Consider the following 17,679-nt stretch of genomic DNA (forward strand, 5'->3'; position numbering starts at 1 on the left):
AAGAGCAACGTCTATTCGGCAGCGATGAGGAAGCGCTCAATCTCAAGGCCAGCGAAGCGCTCCTTCAGCATGTTCAAGAACACCATCACTTCAAGCGCACCCGGTACGACACGCTCCTCCGGCTGCTCGCCCGTACCATTCTTGACAGCCGACAGAGAAGTCTTGTAGCCGCACTCGGTGAGCCAGTCTGCCAGTGCTCGCTGGCTCATGTCAGCACCTTCCAGACCCCACAGGCGCTTCTGGTAGGCTGCAAGGAAGGTGCGCTTTGCGACGCCGACATAACCGTCCTTCATCAAGTTCTTGCGGCCGGTAGCGCTGCGTGTACCGGACGACGCAATATCGACGCCAGCATCGCCAGCCATTCGGCGCTTCCGTCCCTCCAAGTGGAATGCGCGAAAAGCCTCCCAGTTCCGGAAATCCTCGATGGTCTTGAAACAGTTGGTCTTACGCCAGTTATCGAAGATTAAACGGTCCAGCACAGCATCTTGAGCGAGCAGGTAGGGCTCTGTATCAAATGCCAGATGGCTTACACCTGCGCCATCAATCTCGACCATCCGTACACTCTCGGCGATGGGCCGGCGTTTGAAGTCGTACTCCAGATTCAGCGTCGTTTCTCGCCGCTCGGTTTGCAGGTCATAGCCCAGCGTGAGCTGATCGCGCATCGAAATGAAAGACTCATAGGCTTGCTTCTGTCCCGGCTCTCGATTGAGAATCAGATCCAACATATACGCATTTTCATCCTTGACCTCAGGCCCAGGCTTGACGCCTCCCTTGGCAGTCACTGAGGGGTGTTCGCCATCGACCTTGGTCGTGAACTGCAAGCGCGTCCGACCGGCAAAAAGCTGCATCACTTGATGCTTGTTTTCGAGCATGTGAGAACCTGGTGAAACGCGATCGACCAGGCTTTGGAAGCGCTGGCACATCGTGCCACTCAAATCCAGCTGTTCGATAGGACAGTCCACCAAGAAGCCGTCGGTGGTCGCAGAGACGGCAGTAACATCAGCAGGCAGCTTCCACAGGATTTCGCCGATCACGGCACGAATCAAGCCGCATACAAGGCTGGCCACGGCGGCTTCCGACACGCGGGATGGACCAACGACGACGCTATCCATCTCCTTGGGTCCAAAAGTGCGCTTCTGCTTGAATCCTTGACCTGTCTTTCCGTACAGACTGTTGCCAAGCAACTTGATAAACTCGAAAGGCAAAGTCTTCCGCGTAAAGAGTTGTCGCCGCTCGCGAATAAACGCTGCGAAGCTCTCGAACAGACGGTAGCCCTCCTCCTCATTCATACTCTTAGAAGAACCACCACCCTTAAAATTCGCATCGTCGAACTCTGTGGCATCGTCATCCGGCGACTGGCCCATAGAGCCACCGGCCTTCATTTTTTTCTTGGTACGTTTGCCAGCAGCCAAAGCACTTCGAGAAAACACATCCTCGCGTGCCATCCACGGAATGACCACGCCGTACTTGATAACGATCTCAGCGCCCATGTTCTGCGCAAGTTCGATTTCTGGAGCGGTACACAGGGATTCACCGGTCAAAGGAAACAACAGGCCGCGCTCTTCGACCGCCACCGGCAAGCATGGGAAGCGAGTGCCGGTCGGGAATTTGAATGAAACAAGCGCATATCCAGCCACAGGGCCGATGAAGTCTTTGACTTCCTTCGTCATGAAAGCTTCGTCGTAATCCAACACCAAGAGATAGGCCAACGCCGTCAGGTACGCACCAGATAGATCGGGGTCAAAGAAACGCTTGATAACCGTAGGGCCAAACATGTAGCATTCATTGCGCCCGCCGACGTAGGCGTCGGCCAAGAAAGCCTCAAGCCATCCACGGATACGTTTCGGCACACGCTTCTTCTGCACTCGCGCCCTGTGGGTCTTATTGTCCCAGCGAGTCACTTGCTTTTCCTCGAAGTTCAAAGCAACGTTGAGCTCCACGCCATCGCTTCGAATGCATGCTTCGGCGACGCGAACAGCAAGGCCACTAGCGGTGGCAGGAAGACGATCCATGTTCAGGCCGAGATAGCGTGTTGAAAACCATACCACCCATAGCACATACGTCACGGCGATCTCAGCATCACGAAGTCCATAGGCCTCGAATTTCTTTTTTTCCTCGCGCTGGAAGGAAGCCATGTCACTTTTGTCGAAACCCGCAGGCAGATCGATCTTCGGCAGCCCGAGCACATTGCCGAGATAAGCCAGTGACTTACCAGGCGGTGCCAAGCGGCTGGAATCAACCAAGCGGATGCTCAACAGTTTCGGATCAATCATCGAATCGACGACATACTGGTAATGGCTCTTGAGCTGCTGCTGTCGCTTCTCCGACATGGGAAGTTCAATAGCAACAGCGCCACCCACGGTGACAAGGGTGCCACCCACACCACTGAGTTCATGACGGAACTTCTTGAAATCGGAAAAGACAGTGATGTCGGCCCGAGTAAAGAAACCGCAGAGCACAACTTCGATAGGCCAGTCATCAATGATGCCATCGTCCACGGCTTCATCCAGCAGCTCATAGATGGCTTGTGAGAGGCTGGGCCGCTCCGTGTCATGGTTATCCAGATGAATAACCTTGTACATGATCTCGCCGCTGGGTCCGATCAGGCAAAACTGGACGCTCAAAATTCGATTACGCCCTTTTCGCAAGAACTGCCACTCGGCATCAAAGCCGATGAAGACACGAGGCCCCACACCCAAAGCAAGCCTCGTTTTTTCACACTTGCCTTGCTGAATACGAGGACTTGGCACACATCCAGCACGATCACGAACTTGACGGTAACGAGCGAGCGCCTGCTCTTCCTCACTGAATGTTGAAGCGGGTGCGGCATCGACCGGTGGATTAACAAGTGACGAATGCATTAGCTTACCAAAACGCCTGTCGCAGAAGGCCATCAAAGCCTCGTCGCCAGTCGTGGACTTAGCGACTATAGGCAGTACCGAAGGCAATATTGGTGCAACCTTATCGGTTTCATTTTTCATGCTATATAACCCCCATACTAGAATTGAAACCAGCACCGCCGAAAAAAAAAGCCGCCTGTTGGCGGCTTTACAGCACTGGGGTGGATCGAGCCAAGAAGCCCATAGACGTCGGCAGCGCGCTTTTTCAACAAATCCGTCGAAGCGCGCTGCCGATCGTCAAAGCGACACTTAGGACGCCTCTGCTTGCAAGAAGGTCCAATCAGGTTGCGTAGCATTGCGGGGCGTATTGATCAGCATGCTGAAGATTTCCAACACCTTTTGAAACTTGACCTCGCGGCTCGCATCGTCGGAATCGGAAATTGCAACCCAACCAATCATGCGATTGCGCTCATTCAAGATGCCGACACCATCTGTATATGGAACAGCTTGGGCAATCAGCGTAATGAGGACGGACCCACCGTCGGGGAGCATTACTGCGCGAATACTTTTTGTAGCCATGTCGCTCTTTCTTAAAAAATAAGGGGGTCGCTGCCAGGAGAGACAAGCACCCCTGCTGGCAGCCCAATGTGAAGCACCATCAGGACAAGGGGGCGCACGAGCTCTGTTCATCAGCTACTCCCTTTCACAATGTTTTTCCAGAAATCAAGGGCGCAAGCTGTCGGCCGATGGAATCAGCTGCGTCATGGAGGCGCAGATCAGTCGCCACCAAGTAACGCTCGGTCACAGCAGTACTCGAATGCCCGAGAATCGCACTCACAGCATGCGTAGGCAGAATCTCGGCAATACGGGTGGCATAATGTCTCCGCAGATCGTGAGGCCAGAAGCCCTCCATACCGGCAGCAGCGAGCATGGCCTTGATCTGACGGCTTGGACGGGACATCGGACCGTCACCTCGTCCAGGAAACAGGAATACGTTGGTACGCATGGCACGAAGCTGCTCACAGATTGAGCATGCTTCTGCCGAAAGTGGGACCACTCGGGGCCGTCCACTCTTGGTATCCGGCAACCGGATTGTGCGATTGGCGAGATCGACATAGTCCCATCGCGTAGAGAGGGCTTCGCCGATTCGCATGCCGGTCAGGAGCAGCAACGAGATCAACAAACGCGTTTTAATAGGTGCATCCCCCAACGCGGTAAAGAAGCGCGCCTGCTCTTCATCGCGCAGGATGCGTGTGCGCTGATTACGCTCCGGGATTTTTTGCAGGTCCTTGGCAATGTTTTCTTCAATAAGCCCCAACTCGTACAGCTTTCTGAAGATGAACTTCAATTCATCGACCACACGATTGCGTGTGCTGGGCTTCAAATTGACGATCGCACGGCGACACTTACGTGACGGGCACAGTTGGTCGATCAGTGCAATCAATACAGCACGTGAGATTTGGGATAGTGGGCGATTACCAATGGCTGAACGGATATGCGCATCAAAACGGCTTGCGTGAGTCTTGCTGCTACTGGCGCGCTGAACAGAGGGCAGGACAATGCCGTCATATGCCTGGGCGAGCGACATGGTCAGGTGCTCGGGGCGCAGGCCCTTGTCCAACCGCTCTTGTAACCGGCAAACCATCTTGATAGCGTCGATCGACTTCACGACTAGTCCGCCATACCGAGGGTGAGGCAGGTCTTGCGACCGGTGACGGGATCACGGAAGCGGTAGATGTAGGTGCGGCGACCGGACGGGTAGATAGCTAGGCGCAGGCCGGGAACGCCTGGGACTGCGCGCTCGATTTGGCGGCGGCTGGCGCTTTCAGCAATTTCTGCAGAGGCCGCATTGGGGACTAGATTTTGTGACATTCTTGGCTCCGTTTGTTGCGTAAGTAACGGAGCCATCCTAGATCCTGAAAATCAGAGATCGGACAGATATTTCTGGGTATTTACCTTGTGTAGGCCATTAAGGGCATAGACTTAGGAGTGACGAATATCGGACATATTTTTCTCACGTAATGGCTCACTACTACACATTTCTCAAGCCATCCTTAGCAGTAAACTGCTTACGGCTTCGCCAAAAGAATTCGATCATTTCGCATGTGCGCCACTCTCGATGCCTAGCTATCTTCCGTGCGTCCTTGAGAGCTCCTGTAATGAATTTCCGTAGCTTGCGATCGCGGTCGATGGCAAGGCCATCAGCATCTAACAGCCATGACGTTAATCCGTATGCGTCAGTCGTGGTAGCCTTCATACTAAGCAAAGCCTTTAGCAGTGAGGGATTAACCCATCCATACAGTTCAAACACAAGCAGGCAAACTGCATAGGAGAACTGACGGACAATAATAGTATTGCCGCCGTCATGGAACGGATTTTCTACGTCGCGGCGTTCAAAGGGTAAACTGGCAAGCTGAATTTGCAATTGATTTGCATTTTCAGAAAGCTGCCGTATTGCGGAAACTACCTCTTCCCGGTACATCAACTCCGCAGTAATGTGAAAAAGCAATGAGTCGGCTTGTTCAACAAATCCTGCCGCTGCTTGACGTAGAGCTTCACGATTCAGGCTTTCACTTTTAGTATCAAGAAAGTAAGGTCCATCACGGAAATAGTTAAAAATTCTCCCCATCCCGCCTAGAAATTTGAAATGTCTCTCTTCCTCACACTCGGCAGCCCACCGGAAGGCTTCACTTCGGCATTCGGATTGCGGTCCCCCCCCGCATCTTGTCAACAACCTTGTTAAGGCCATCTTCAAGATCAAGAGTGATGAGAGTTAAATCTTGGTCTTTTACCAACTTATGGCCAAACTCGGTCTCACTCAAGCGTTCGATAGCCACGGCACATATAGAGTTGACTATCTGATTCCTTTTTCGAGGTATCAGGGCCTGTTTTTCGATATCGGCAATTTCCCGCAACCAGTGGTTGAACTCAATCTTAAACTTGCTGTATAACTTTTCTCTATGTTCCATCGTCAATATCAGACACTATGCGGTCGTTGAGAACCCTCGGACGCGCGCAGAGAGCAGGGGGGATTCGGAATACCAGCAAGTATAACGGCAATGGGCAACGCCCCCATCATCCAGTAGGCGACGACAAAAAGTCGGTTTCAAATTGGCGGCTATATACCCCCATGAACGGAATGAAACCGGAAGGAAAATGACGCATCATTACCCCCCAAGTCAAAAAAACATACAAGAACGCCAACGGCAAAAGCCGTTGGCGCGCTAGTATCCAAGATCATCATCCTGCTATCGTTAAGTCCCAGCCTTGGTGACATCGATCACCGCAGGGGTAGCAAGATCGGTATCTGACACAACTTCATCGCCCGCAGTATCGCCCCCAATCGCGATCCTGACGACGTTGCCGACGACATTGGTAGCATCTCGAAGAGCGGTATCGCACAGGTGTGCGTAACGCATGGTCATCATTGGCGAGCTATGCCCCAGTGCCGACTGAATCACAAACAGCGACACGCCATTCTGCGCCATGACGGACGCGTAGGTATGTCGCAAGTCGTGCACGCGCATACGGTCGATTCCAGCCTTTTCCAGCAATCGCTGCAAGCACTTGTCAATGTTGTACACGGGTCGGTCATCAGCAAGGTTCTTCCCTGGAAAAATCCACTGACTGTGCCCGTGACTCGGCAGCCCCTCCAAAAGCATGCGGGCCTGGGCACTGAGCACAATGTGGCGGGATTTCCCCGACTTGGTTTGCGGCAGATGCATCAACCCACGCCCCAGATCGACCTGCTCCCACTTTGCGCGTAAAGCCTCATTACGGCGCAAGCCAGTCAGCAGCAAGAACTTGATCCCAGCGATACCATAGATGTGACTGTCTCCCTCCATCGCCTGAAACAACCGCGAGATTTCATCGCTCGTCAGAAACCGTTCGCGTGCCCGTTGCTCCCGAAATTTGGCGATACCATAACAAGGGTTCTTTTCGATGATGCCCCAGATGGTGGCCAGCTTGAGCATGCGCGCGATCAGCGACAGGATGCGGTTGGCTGTGGCCGGCGTACGTGAATTTGCAATCTCGCCGATAAAGGCTTGGATTTCACGTGTCGAAATTTCCGACAATTTCTTATGGCCGAAGCGGGGGAGCAAATGGTTTTTCAAGCGGTGTGCATCGTCCTTGTGCGAGCGCTTGGTCTGCATCGCCATCGGCATATATTCGCGTTCAGCGAACTCGGCAAAGCTCGGCATGGCCTTGAGCTCGTCCTTCTCCTCCTGGGCGTCTTTACCCATGTCGAGCATTGAACGCATTTCACCTGCCCGTTTGCGCGCGGCGGCAAGATCGGTGGCCGGATACTCGCCGATTCGGGCGGCACGCTTGCGCCCGTCGAACGTGTACCGCCAGAACCAGAATTTCCTGCCACCCTTGGTAACAGATAAGCGCAGTCCGGTCACTTCGGTATCGCTGACCTCGTATGCCTTGGACACTGCATCCTGCGGACAAGGGGGCAAGCGATCCAGATCGCGCTGGGTGAAACGAAATTTTCGAGCAAGTGTAGCCATTGTAGGCCTCCATATTGATGACAAAAGAAAGCCCGCATTCGGCATAACCGAATGCGGGCAAGAAGTTGATAAGCTGAGGTGGTGGGTGCGCGTTTTCAGAGTCCGTAATCATTGCTCCAACGTACCCTATCACCAGCGTTACAAACCTTAAGCGCTAAGCGGGAATACAAGGAATGTGACAAGGGCCAGCAGGTGCAGTAGAACCATCCGGTTCATTTCCGTCTTTTCGAACAGAACACATACAGCGAAGGGTAACGAACGCTAAGTCCTAGCATTGGAAGACCTGCTCATTCAGAGATCGACCAAATTAACAAGTACCTTTAGAATCATATCGATGTGAAGTACCCCCCTAGTCAAACCAGCCCAGGTATTTATCCAAATCCATTTTCAATTCATACTAGATCTGCTGTTGACCAATCGCAGAGACAGCAGAAGAGAATATTTTTAACAATCAGCATTCCAAATGTGTTGGGCACAATGATTACAGATACCGATACTGTACGACTACTTGCAGAAATGAACGACGTAGCAGCTTTCGAACGAGTTGCAACGGCTGTGCTGCGCGCGGAGAATGCTCAGCTCTACGCGAACCTGTCTCATCCAGGTGTACAACCGGGAGGCAAAACTGTAAGAGCACCTTTTGATAACGTTGGGTGGGTGCAGTCGGCCGATGGAGCGCGATTTGTATGTGCGGCGCATACAACGGAGCAAAAAGACCTAAGGGGAAAATGGCTACACGATCCAGCAACAGTCAAACCCAGGAAGCCCGGTGGGAAGCCAACAAAACCTGCAGGTGACCTCATCAAGGGCATAGCGGAAATCCAGAAGCTGCGCGAAACCCATCCACAACTGGCAGTGAGCTTAGCTCTGACGACCAATCGCGAGACATCACTAGAACTTCGAGTTGCGGTGGAAGCAATGGCACACTCCGCTGGAATCGACCTCCACATTTGGCCCGTTTCCAGGATTGCTCATTTTCTTGATACCGATCCAACAGGCCAGATCATCAGGAAAAACACTTTAGGTATAGCTGTGAGGCTCATGTCACGAGATCTTCTGCTTGAGCTAGGCAGGCGTAGCATCCAAGATCATCTGCAACTTGCAGCTACCAAGGACAATATCCTCCGTGACGGTTTTACCTTAGACCGTAGTGACACGTTAGTCATAGGGGCTTCAGGAATGGGCAAAACGACGGCCTGCGCGATAGAACTCAATAGTTTTATTAAGAAGGGACAACCGGCGATCATCCTCAAAACGGAGTATCTGACTACCGCGACAACTATGGAGGCAGCTATAGAAAGTGAGCTGCGACGCACGGAACCCGATCTTGAATCGGGAGCCGGCAAAAAGGCACTTTTGCTTTGTATCGGCGAAGATCCACTAATGGTACTGGTAGAAGATATAAACCGTGCTGTTAACCCCGGACCGTTGCTAAACAAAGTCCTTTCGTGGATACGTACTTCTGCGAAGGCCAATGACGACGAACGACTGTGGCGCGTTGTCTGTCCTATCTGGCCACAGTACCTCGACTCGATAGAAGATCAAAAGCGCGTGCTAGCAGCGATGACGTTGCTTCGTGTCGACAGATATACCTCAGCGGAAGCGATCCGCGCTGTACATAAGCGAGCGGGAATTCTAGGAATCCAGATGGATGAGGACCGTGCTGTACTCATTTCTGTTCAACTAGGAAGGGATCCCTTACTAATTGGTCTCCACGACCTTAACTCAGAAGAGACTGCCTCCGGTGTCATTCAAACCTACGTAGAAGAACGTCTTAACATTGTTGCAACCCACATACATAGCCTTAAGTCTGAAGTAATCCAGGCTATGTCGGAACTACTACGCAAGATGTTGCAGCACCGCAACTTGCGCCCCCAATGGACTGAGGTCAAGTCATGGATTGCGGACCAAGATATGATCGAACTACTGAGACATATTGCACGCGAAGGAAATGTGATGCGGATACCAAGCGCTAGAGTAGAAGAAACGCTTGAATTCAGACATGACCGAGTATTACATCACCTGCTTAGTGGCGCGCTTGCGGAAGTATTCAAGTTAGATATGCTGCCCGATTATGCCACTGACCCGTTCTATGCGGAGGTGGCAGCACGTGCAGCAGTATGGACTGAACTCCCGCTGCAGCAACTAGAGAGGTGGATGGATGAGAGTCCAGAGACAGCGGCCTATGCCTTACAGATATCCTCTGAGTTTGGTAGCAGTTATACAACCATCGCGGCACAGGCACTGAGTCAATGGCTGCAACGGGAGGATGTGAAGGGAGATTCTTGGGTCAGTCAGCGGTATGCTGTCGCGCAAGTCCTCGCTGAAACGACCGCCCCAGACATACGGTACCTCATCACACAATTCCCTAGCAGCGATTATCCATGGCATCCGCTTTTCTCCGCTGCTTTTAGAAATGGAGACCTTATTGCAGGACTACGACTCTTGTCGCTGCGTGAGATCGGAGTGACAGTCGCTGGAAAGCAAAACCTTCTCGCATTCGTCAAGCGATTGTATAGCAACAAACTTAGCGCTGCCGTGGATGCAACCCTACAGCGCACAGATCTAAATCACCTCCTAAACTCTGGCATGAGGGCGGGGGCCTTGCGATTAGCTGGATATATAGGCGACAGTTCGTTAGCGCAAGCAGTTCGAATATGTTGGAATCAAGACGACGATAGAGGCAGTAGACTACGATCGTACCTATTCGCGGCGGCGCGATGCTGCGGTAGCACTCCCGATGCGATTCTAGGTCCTGTATGCGATGCATGGGAGGCTCTACCGGAAGATTCTGACTCCGATGTAGGTCAACCTGCCGAGCGCTTAGCTGCGGAGTATGTGGCATGGGAGTTCAGATCTTACCCAATAGGGAACGCAGTAGGCTATTTTGTCGAGCGGGCAAACACTTCCAAAAAGCTGGAATGGCCGATCACATATATGCTTCGTACCGTGGATCACCCCGACGCATTGGAGCAAGTTGCACGCTACGCAGCGAAGGCTGGCTTCATGTCGGCAAGTTCGTTGAAGTCCGATTGGGAGCCGCATTCGCGGAATTCTGGTAGACGCATGTCATTGGATTCAAAGAATCGACTCTTGAGAATTTTTAGCGATGAAACAGAGTCAGACAATGTACGAAAACAAATGTTCGATTTTTGGGCTTTAGCTGCCGATGTTGCTGACCTCGATATTTTGCGCCAGATCCCTGAAGGAAGCCTTTTGCATGAGCGTTCTTTATGGGCGCGCGCACGCCGAAAAGACAGGTCTGTTATTCCACAGGTGCTCCGGAAATTCCCTGAGAATCCTGAACACTGGCTGCATATCGCAAGCTATCAGTGGTCAAATACTTTGACTGAGGCACTAGATCCGATACTTGATCAGGTCGCAGAGGAACAGGAAGAATATTCTAATCTAGAGTATGCCGTTGCCAAAGCGCTGGAACATGTTAAACCAAAGCAAGTAGTTAGCATGCTGCGGCAACGTTGGGCGAGATTGATGACAAAGCCCTTGATGGTTCAGACGGCTCTCCTCTCCACAGAACATGATGCTACTATTTTAGTGCATGAAGCCTTTACATCATCTCAGAACCCACGTGCTCTGTTAAAACACTTTGTAAGCCATGCAACTATCAGTTCGAATGGAAATTTCGGGTTGGTCGCTCCTACACAATTACATAATCTAATTCCTTACTTGGATCTCTTTCCAGAGGATGAGATTGAGTTGCTATGGGAAACCTGCACAAACAAAGGTTGGCTCGATTTTCGTATTAAGCATCTCGAATCACGAATGCGAAACATATCGAATCGCCACATGAGTCTGCCAAGCGATCCCGTAAATACTGAGGACTTGGATCTAGCATTAAGTGGTACGATTGTTTATCTATCCATTTGGTTTGATCAACAAGTACAACGCGGTTTAGGACGTCAAAAGGTTTTCGCTGCGATATTAGACTGGCTTAGCCATCATGATGAACAAAAGGCAATAAAAATTGTTGGTGAAATTGTGAGCCAAGTGGCTACTCGCAGAGAATTTCAAATGTTCGAGACAACACTCGGACAGCGTTGCAGCACTGTACCAAATATGCGGGCCATACGTTTTAACGTCCATAGAAGAAGCTTGGTTTGACCTAGCTTCGATAGTTCACTCGATTTCTATAGGGAAGGATATAGCTGCTAAATTTTTTCGCCGAGTCAAATGAAAAAAAGCCAACCCCACAGGGTTGGCTTTTTCATTATGTGGTGGGCCTCCCGTGAGTCGAACACGGCACCAACGGATTCTGGTTTGTGTGACTTTCGCCACTCCCTGGACTATGCCTTCACCATAGCTTGCGCCGTAGGTGGGTGCCGTCTAGTCTCTACACCTTCAACAGCACTTTCGCACTGAAGCTTGGCTCGGCATTGCCTTACGCATCGCTGCGCTTAGGTTTCACCGAATTTGACACCATCCCTTACGCGGTTTCCCATCGCAAGGCACATTTACATATGAGTCCGCTGCTCTAACCAAGCATGAGCTAGAGGCCCGAAACCTGTACTACCTTTACCACCTCACCGACAAGTCGAGGCCCTGGAACCCTGCAGTCCGGTGCGCGCTGGACCAGAAATGGACCAGACAGTGTTTTGCACAACTCAAAACCAGCAAGAAACCAACCGTAAGTCTTTGAATCTAAAAAACTTCCCTTTATGTACCTTTTTGATACACAAGGTTTATGAGTCCGCTGCTCTAACCAAGCATGAGCTAGAGGCCCTGGGTAATGCCGACGTGGCGGGCGTGGTGCCCTGCCTCGCGTGGCCGTTGTGAAACGGACACGGGAGCATAGGGGCAACCGCCGCCTACGTCAAGCCCTGACGGGCCTTTAATTGCCTTCCAAGAAGCTTTTCAGCTTGTCGGAGCGCGATGGGTGGCGCAGCTTGCGCAGCGCCTTGGCTTCAATTTGACGGATGCGCTCGCGCGTGACGTCGAATTGCTTGCCGACTTCTTCCAGCGTGTGGTCGGTGGACATTTCGATGCCGAAACGCATGCGCAGCACTTTTGCTTCGCGCGGCGTCAGGGAATCGAGCACGTCCTTGACCACGCCGCGCATCGAGGCGTGCAGCGCTGCGTCGGCGGGGGCCAGGGTGTTGTTGTCCTCGATAAAGTCGCCCAGGTGGGAATCGTCGTCGTCGCCGATCGGCGTTTCCATCGAGATCGGTTCCTTGGCGATCTTCATGATCTTGCGGATCTTGTCCTCGGGCATTTCCATCTTGATCGCCAGGGTAGCCGGATCGGGTTCGGCACCTGTTTCCTGCAGGATCTGGCGCGAGATGCGGTTCATCTTGTTGATCGTCTCGATCATGTGCACGGGAATACGAATCGTGCGTGCCTGGTCGGCGATCGAGCGGGTAATCGCCTGGCGTATCCACCAGGTGGCGTAGGTCGAGAACTTGTAGCCGCGACGGTATTCGAACTTGTCGACGGCCTTCATCAGGCCGATATTGCCTTCCTGGATCAAGTCGAGGAATTGCAGGCCGCGATTCGTGTATTTCTTGGCGATCGAAATAACCAGGCGCAAGTTGGCCTCCGTCATTTCACGCTTGGCCTTGCGCGCCTTCATTTCACCGGCCGCCATCTGGCGGTTGATATTGCGCAGGTCCGGCAATGGCAGCACGACGCGCGCCTGCAGGTCGATCAGGCGCTGCTGCAGTTCCTTGACGGTCGGAATGTTGCGACCCAGGATGGCGCTGTAGGCGTGGCCCGCGTTGACTTCGCCGTCGACCCAGTCGAGATTGGTTTCATTGCCCGGAAACACCTTGATAAAGTGAGCGCGCGGCATGCCGCAGCGGTTCACGGCCACGTCGAGGATCTGCTTCTCGATATGGCGCACTTCATCTACCTGGCCACGCAGGGTGTCGCACAGTTTTTCCACCACCTTGGCGGTGAAGCGAATGCCCAGCAACTCGTGCGAAATCGCTTCCTGCGCCTTGGCGTAAGGCTTGGAGTTGTAGCCTTCTTTTTCAAAGGCGCGGCGCATCTTGTCGAATTGCTGGGAAATCACGGCGAATTTTTCCAGCGCCGTGCGTTTCAGGGTTTCCAGCTGCTCGGCCGAGAAACCGGCGGCTCCGGATGCGCTCGCTTCCTCTTCTTCGCCCTCTTCCTCTTCTTCCTCTTCGCCCTCTTCCTCGTCTTCTTCGACGGGTGCGACGACCACCGGCGCGACCACCGGCTCGTTGTCATCGACCAGGCCGTCGACGATTTCATCGATCTTGGTCTCGTCGTTGGCGATGCGGTCGGCGGCGGCGATAATCTCGGCGATCGTCACGGGACAGGCGGAAATCGCCTGTATCATGTCTTTCAGGCCGTCTTCGATGCGCTTGGCGATCTCGATCTCGCCTTCGCGCGTCAAGAGTTCGACCGAACCCATTTCGCGCATATACATGCGCACGGGGTCGGTGGTGCGGCCAAAATCGGAGTCGACCGTCGACAGTGCAGCCTCGGCTGCCGCTTCGGCTTCGTCGTCGCTGGTGACAACGGCAACGTTATCGGTCAGCAACAGGCTTTCCGCATCGGGCGCGTGCTCGTAGACGGCGATGCCCATGTCATTGAAGGTGCCGATAATGCCTTCGATGGCTTCCGGATCGACAATGTTTTCGGGCAGGTGATCGTTGATCTCGGCGTAGGTCAGGAAACCGCGTTCCTTGCCGAACTTGATCAAGGTCTTGAGTTTCTGGCGCCGGCGCTCGAGTTCTTCCTCGGACGCTTCGGTGTCGGACGAGAACGCGTCTTTCAGCAGCGCACGCTCTTTCGCCTTGCGATCCTTGGCCTTGGCCTTGTCGACAGCCTTCAGTTCGGCCCGTTCGACGGCATTGAGCGCGGCGACCTCGTCATTTTCTGGCTGGAATTCTTTTGGCTTGCGGCCCCGGCGGCCTGGCACTTTTACCGAGGGCAAGACATAGCCCGAGGTATCGATGGCTGCCAGGGTAGCCGCATCGGTGGTCTGGCTCACCACGGGTGCGCTGATGACCCGGGTTTCGGGCCGGTCCAGCGCCTTTTCGGCTTTCGTGGTAACTTTAGTGGGCTTAACAGCCGCTTTGGATTCGGGTTTCTTGATTGGCACAGGCGCTTTCGATTACACAACGACTTGCTTTACGGTGGATTAGGATAAAGTTTGCTGCCAGCTCCCGCGTCTCGACGGAAGCCACCATCTTCGAACCTGGCGACAACCCAGGCCCGACACTGTTACGTTACTTACACCTCATCGGCCACGATCCGCGGGAAATGCAAAACTTCCTGCGCCGATCAAGAGCCTAACTTACTGAAAACAAACACTATTTACGATCAGAATTAGCTTGCCAAAGCACACAATACTTAGCATTTGATTATAGCACGCGAAAAATGTTTTTCCAGTCCACACAATATCCAGAGAGCAACATTACCGATTGAGCAATTCCGCATCGCGCTGGCGCTCCAGCTCACCCTGCTCCTGCGTGATTTCGCGGTAGCGTACACCAATTTTCTCCGATGGCAAACCCGACGCAAACAATTGCTGCAATTCCGCCTTCAGGGCGTTCAGCTTGATTTCACGGATGGTACTGACCAGCCACGCTTGCTCGCTGTCGTAATCGGATTCGCTGCCGGCGGCGATCTCGCCGATGATCTCGTCGTACTCGCTGCCCAGCTCCTTCAATTGCTGGGCCAGCGCGGCAAAACTTCCGTGCTCGCCCAGCGCCTGGCCGACAGCCACCAGCTGCCCCAGGCTGTGCGCCGCATCGGGCCCCAGGTGCTGGAAAGCGGTCAGCGCCGCTTCGTCGATCTGCAAGGTCAATGGCGGATGGGCCACCAGCATGCGCATGATCTTCAGTTCCAGCCCCACCGGCACCGGGCGGCCCGATTTCGGCGGCGCGCGGCGCGCAACGGCAACCGGCTTGGCCAGCTCGAACAGCGCTTCGATCTCGGCCGGCGTCGACTGCGTCAGTTGCGCCAGGCCACGCACGATCTGCAGGCGCAAGGACGACGGCGCCATCAGTTGCAACAGCGGCTTGGCGTCGAACTGGACACGCGCGCGCCCTTCCGGCTCCGACAGATCATGCTCGCCCGAGACTTCCTTGAGCAAAAACTGTGACAGCGGCATCGCTTCATGCACCTGCTGCTCGAAGCCCTCGGCGCCAAATTCACGGATATAGCTGTCCGGATCGTGTTCGGCTGGCAGGAACAGAAACTTGATGGTCTTGTTGTCCGACACATGCGGCAAGCTCGCTTCGAGCGCGCGGCGTGCGGCGCGGCGACCGGCCTTGTCGCCGTCGAAGCTGAAAATCACGTTATCGGTCTGGCGCAGCAATTTTTGCACATGGGTCGGCGTGCACGCCGTGCCCAGCGTGGCCACCGCTTGCGGAAAGCCCATCTGCGCCAGCGCGACCACGTCCATATAGCCTTCCGTCACCAGCACATAGCCGGCGTCGCGGATCGCCTGGCGCGCCTCGAACAGCCCATATAGTTCGAATCCCTTGGAAAACAAGGGAGTCTCGGGGGAATTAAGGTATTTCGGTTCGCCATGGTCCAGCACCCGGCCGCCAAAGGCGATTACCTGGCCCTTCGTATTGCGAATCGGGAACATGATGCGCTCGCGGAAACGGTCATAGCGCTTGCGGTTATTGCCCTCTTCGTCGACCTTGTCGATCACCAGGCCCGCTTCGACCAGCGCCGTCACTTCATAGTCGGCAAACACGGAACGCAGGTTATCCCAGCCGCCCGGCGCGTACCCCATGCCGAAGCGAGCGGCTACTTCGCCGGTCAGGCCACGATTCTTGAGGTAGGCAATGGCGTCCGGTGCATGGCGCAACTGGCCGCGGTAGTAGTCGCAGGCTTGCGTCATGGCGTCGGACAGGGCCAGGCTTTGCGCCTGTATCTGCGCACGCTGGGCCGGGGGAATTTTATCGTCCGCCTCCGGCACCACCATGCCGACGTTTTGCGCCAGGTCCTTGACGGCGTCGACAAAGCCCATGCCCGAATACTCGATCAGAAAGCCGATCGAGGTGCCATGCGCGCCGCAGCCGAAGCAGTGATAGAACTGCTTGGTGGGACTGACGGTAAAGCTCGGCGATTTTTCACTGTGGAACGGGCACAAGCCCATGAAATTGGCGCCACCTTTTTTCAGCTGCACGTAGCGCCCGACGACATCGACGATATCGACGCGGTTGAGCAAATCGGAAATGAAAGATTGTGGTATCACTGGCGAGGGCGGTCTTGTTGTAGGTCAGACTATACTACCGCACGGCCCTGATGTTGATCCAGGTCAACGTGTGGCGCTGCGGCTGCCAGCGCAATCGCCGGCAGCCGTTGATACTGAAGATAGTGCTTACGCGGCTGGCGACAAGGCCTTCTTGACCATCGCCGACACCACGGTCATGTCGGCACGGCCGGCCAGCTTCGGCTTGACGATGGCCATTACCTTGCCCATGTCCTGTGGACCAGCGGCGCCCGAGGCGGCCACGGCGGCGGCAACTTCAGCGGCCACTTCTTCTTCCGACAAGCCGGCAGGCATGTAAGCGACCAAATGCACCAGTTCGGCTTTTTCAATGTCGGCCAGGTCGGCGCGGCCACCGGCTTCGAATTGGGTGATCGAATCCTTGCGCTGCTTGATCATCTTTTCAACGATGGCCGTCACGTGAGCGTCCGTCAGTTCGATGCGCTCGTCGACTTCCTTGCGCTTGATTTCAGCGAGCAGCAGACGTATCGTGCCCAGCTTGCCAGTTTCCTTGGCGCGCATGGCATTTTTCATGTCTTCGGTAATTTGTTCTTTCAAGCTCATGGCTATCCTCGTGATTGATGTTATTGGCAACGCGTGTTGCTGGCAAAGCGGCCGGCCACAAAAGCGAAAACCCGCTGCGGCGAACCGGAGCGGGTATGCGACTCATCTGAAGCAGCGCCCCAGGCGAATCAAAACAAAACCCGTGGCGAACAATGCGCCGTGCTACCCGGGTTGGTTCTGACTGAACAGTCTTAGAATAATTTTTTCGGCAGTTGTTGGCTGCGGATGCGTTTGTAATGACGCTTGACAGCAGCTGCCAGCTTGCGCTTGCGCTCAGCTGTTGGCTTTTCATAGAATTCGCGGGCGCGCAATTCGGTCAGCAGACCCGTTTTTTCGATGGTGCGTTTGAAGCGACGCATTGCGACTTCGAACGGCTCGTTTTCTTTAAGGCGAATAGTGGTCATGTAAAATTCAAACCGTTGAGGTGATGTATAGGAAGAGGTAGATAGTAGCAGCTTTTATCGGAAAAAGAAAGCCCTTCCCTGCTTGCGCCTGGATTGCAGCCTGACAAGACCGTGCGGCTGTGGCGTAAACCACGCAATCACGG

At 54.0% G+C, this 17,679-nt stretch carries 11 protein-coding genes; 1 reads left to right on the forward strand and 10 read right to left on the reverse strand.

Features of this window, described 5'->3' with window-relative positions; all coding sequences use genetic code 11:
* Window positions 1-11: 11 nt before the first annotated feature.
* The 6 genes from ACQ4WM_RS08000 to ACQ4WM_RS08025 all read right to left on the reverse strand — a co-directional run bounded on the left by ACQ4WM_RS08000 (window position 12) and on the right by ACQ4WM_RS08025 (window position 7,354).
* The gene (locus tag ACQ4WM_RS08000) at window positions 12-2,981 is read right to left on the reverse strand and encodes a hypothetical protein (RefSeq protein ID WP_436546131.1); all 2,970 of its coding nucleotides are present in this window, start codon (window positions 2,979-2,981) and stop codon (window positions 12-14) included.
* Window positions 2,982-3,149: 168 nt separating this feature from the next.
* Window positions 3,150-3,419: a hypothetical protein gene (locus ACQ4WM_RS08005; protein ID WP_436546132.1), complete on the reverse strand. Its 270-nt coding sequence runs from the start codon at window positions 3,417-3,419 to the stop codon at window positions 3,150-3,152.
* Window positions 3,420-3,543: 124 nt separating this feature from the next.
* Window positions 3,544-4,509, reverse strand: coding sequence for a tyrosine-type recombinase/integrase (locus ACQ4WM_RS08010; RefSeq protein ID WP_436546133.1), 966 nt, complete (start codon window positions 4,507-4,509; stop codon window positions 3,544-3,546).
* Window positions 4,510-4,511: 2 nt separating this feature from the next.
* Entirely contained in the window at window positions 4,512-4,712 is a 201-nt protein-coding gene (locus tag ACQ4WM_RS08015; RefSeq protein WP_436546134.1) for a hypothetical protein, read from the reverse strand.
* A gap of 160 nt (window positions 4,713-4,872) precedes the next feature.
* Window positions 4,873-5,469, reverse strand: a complete 597-nt coding sequence (locus tag ACQ4WM_RS08020) for a hypothetical protein (RefSeq protein ID WP_436546135.1) — start codon at window positions 5,467-5,469, stop codon at window positions 4,873-4,875.
* A 625-nt stretch (window positions 5,470-6,094) separates the two neighbouring features.
* A complete protein-coding gene (locus ACQ4WM_RS08025) occupies window positions 6,095-7,354 on the reverse strand; it encodes a tyrosine-type recombinase/integrase (RefSeq protein WP_436546136.1) in 1,260 nt (419 codons plus the stop codon).
* Window positions 7,355-7,831: 477 nt separating this feature from the next.
* Here ACQ4WM_RS08025 and ACQ4WM_RS08030 point away from each other — a divergent pair, with 477 nt between their 5' ends.
* Window positions 7,832-11,476 carry a hypothetical protein gene (locus tag ACQ4WM_RS08030; RefSeq protein WP_436546137.1) on the forward strand — a complete coding sequence of 1,215 codons (3,645 nt, stop codon included), beginning with the start codon at window positions 7,832-7,834 and terminating at the stop codon, window positions 11,474-11,476.
* Window positions 11,477-12,203: 727 nt separating this feature from the next.
* Here ACQ4WM_RS08030 and rpoD read toward each other — a convergent pair.
* From rpoD to rpsU, 4 genes are all read right to left on the reverse strand, one after another.
* Window positions 12,204-14,441 (reverse strand): RNA polymerase sigma factor RpoD, encoded by a 2,238-nt coding sequence (gene rpoD, locus ACQ4WM_RS08035; RefSeq protein WP_436546138.1) that lies wholly within the window; start codon window positions 14,439-14,441, stop codon window positions 12,204-12,206.
* A gap of 315 nt (window positions 14,442-14,756) precedes the next feature.
* Window positions 14,757-16,553, reverse strand: a complete 1,797-nt coding sequence (gene dnaG / locus ACQ4WM_RS08040; RefSeq protein ID WP_436546139.1) for a DNA primase — start codon at window positions 16,551-16,553, stop codon at window positions 14,757-14,759.
* Between the two features lie 126 nt (window positions 16,554-16,679).
* A complete protein-coding gene (locus ACQ4WM_RS08045; protein ID WP_436546140.1) occupies window positions 16,680-17,132 on the reverse strand; it encodes a GatB/YqeY domain-containing protein in 453 nt (150 codons plus the stop codon).
* Between the two features lie 191 nt (window positions 17,133-17,323).
* Window positions 17,324-17,536, reverse strand: a complete 213-nt coding sequence (gene rpsU, locus ACQ4WM_RS08050) for a 30S ribosomal protein S21 (RefSeq protein WP_008451879.1) — start codon at window positions 17,534-17,536, stop codon at window positions 17,324-17,326.
* Window positions 17,537-17,679 lie beyond the last annotated feature (143 nt).

It is taken from the genome of Janthinobacterium longum (assembly GCF_051380735.1).
Lineage (GTDB): Bacteria > Pseudomonadota > Gammaproteobacteria > Burkholderiales > Burkholderiaceae_D > Janthinobacterium.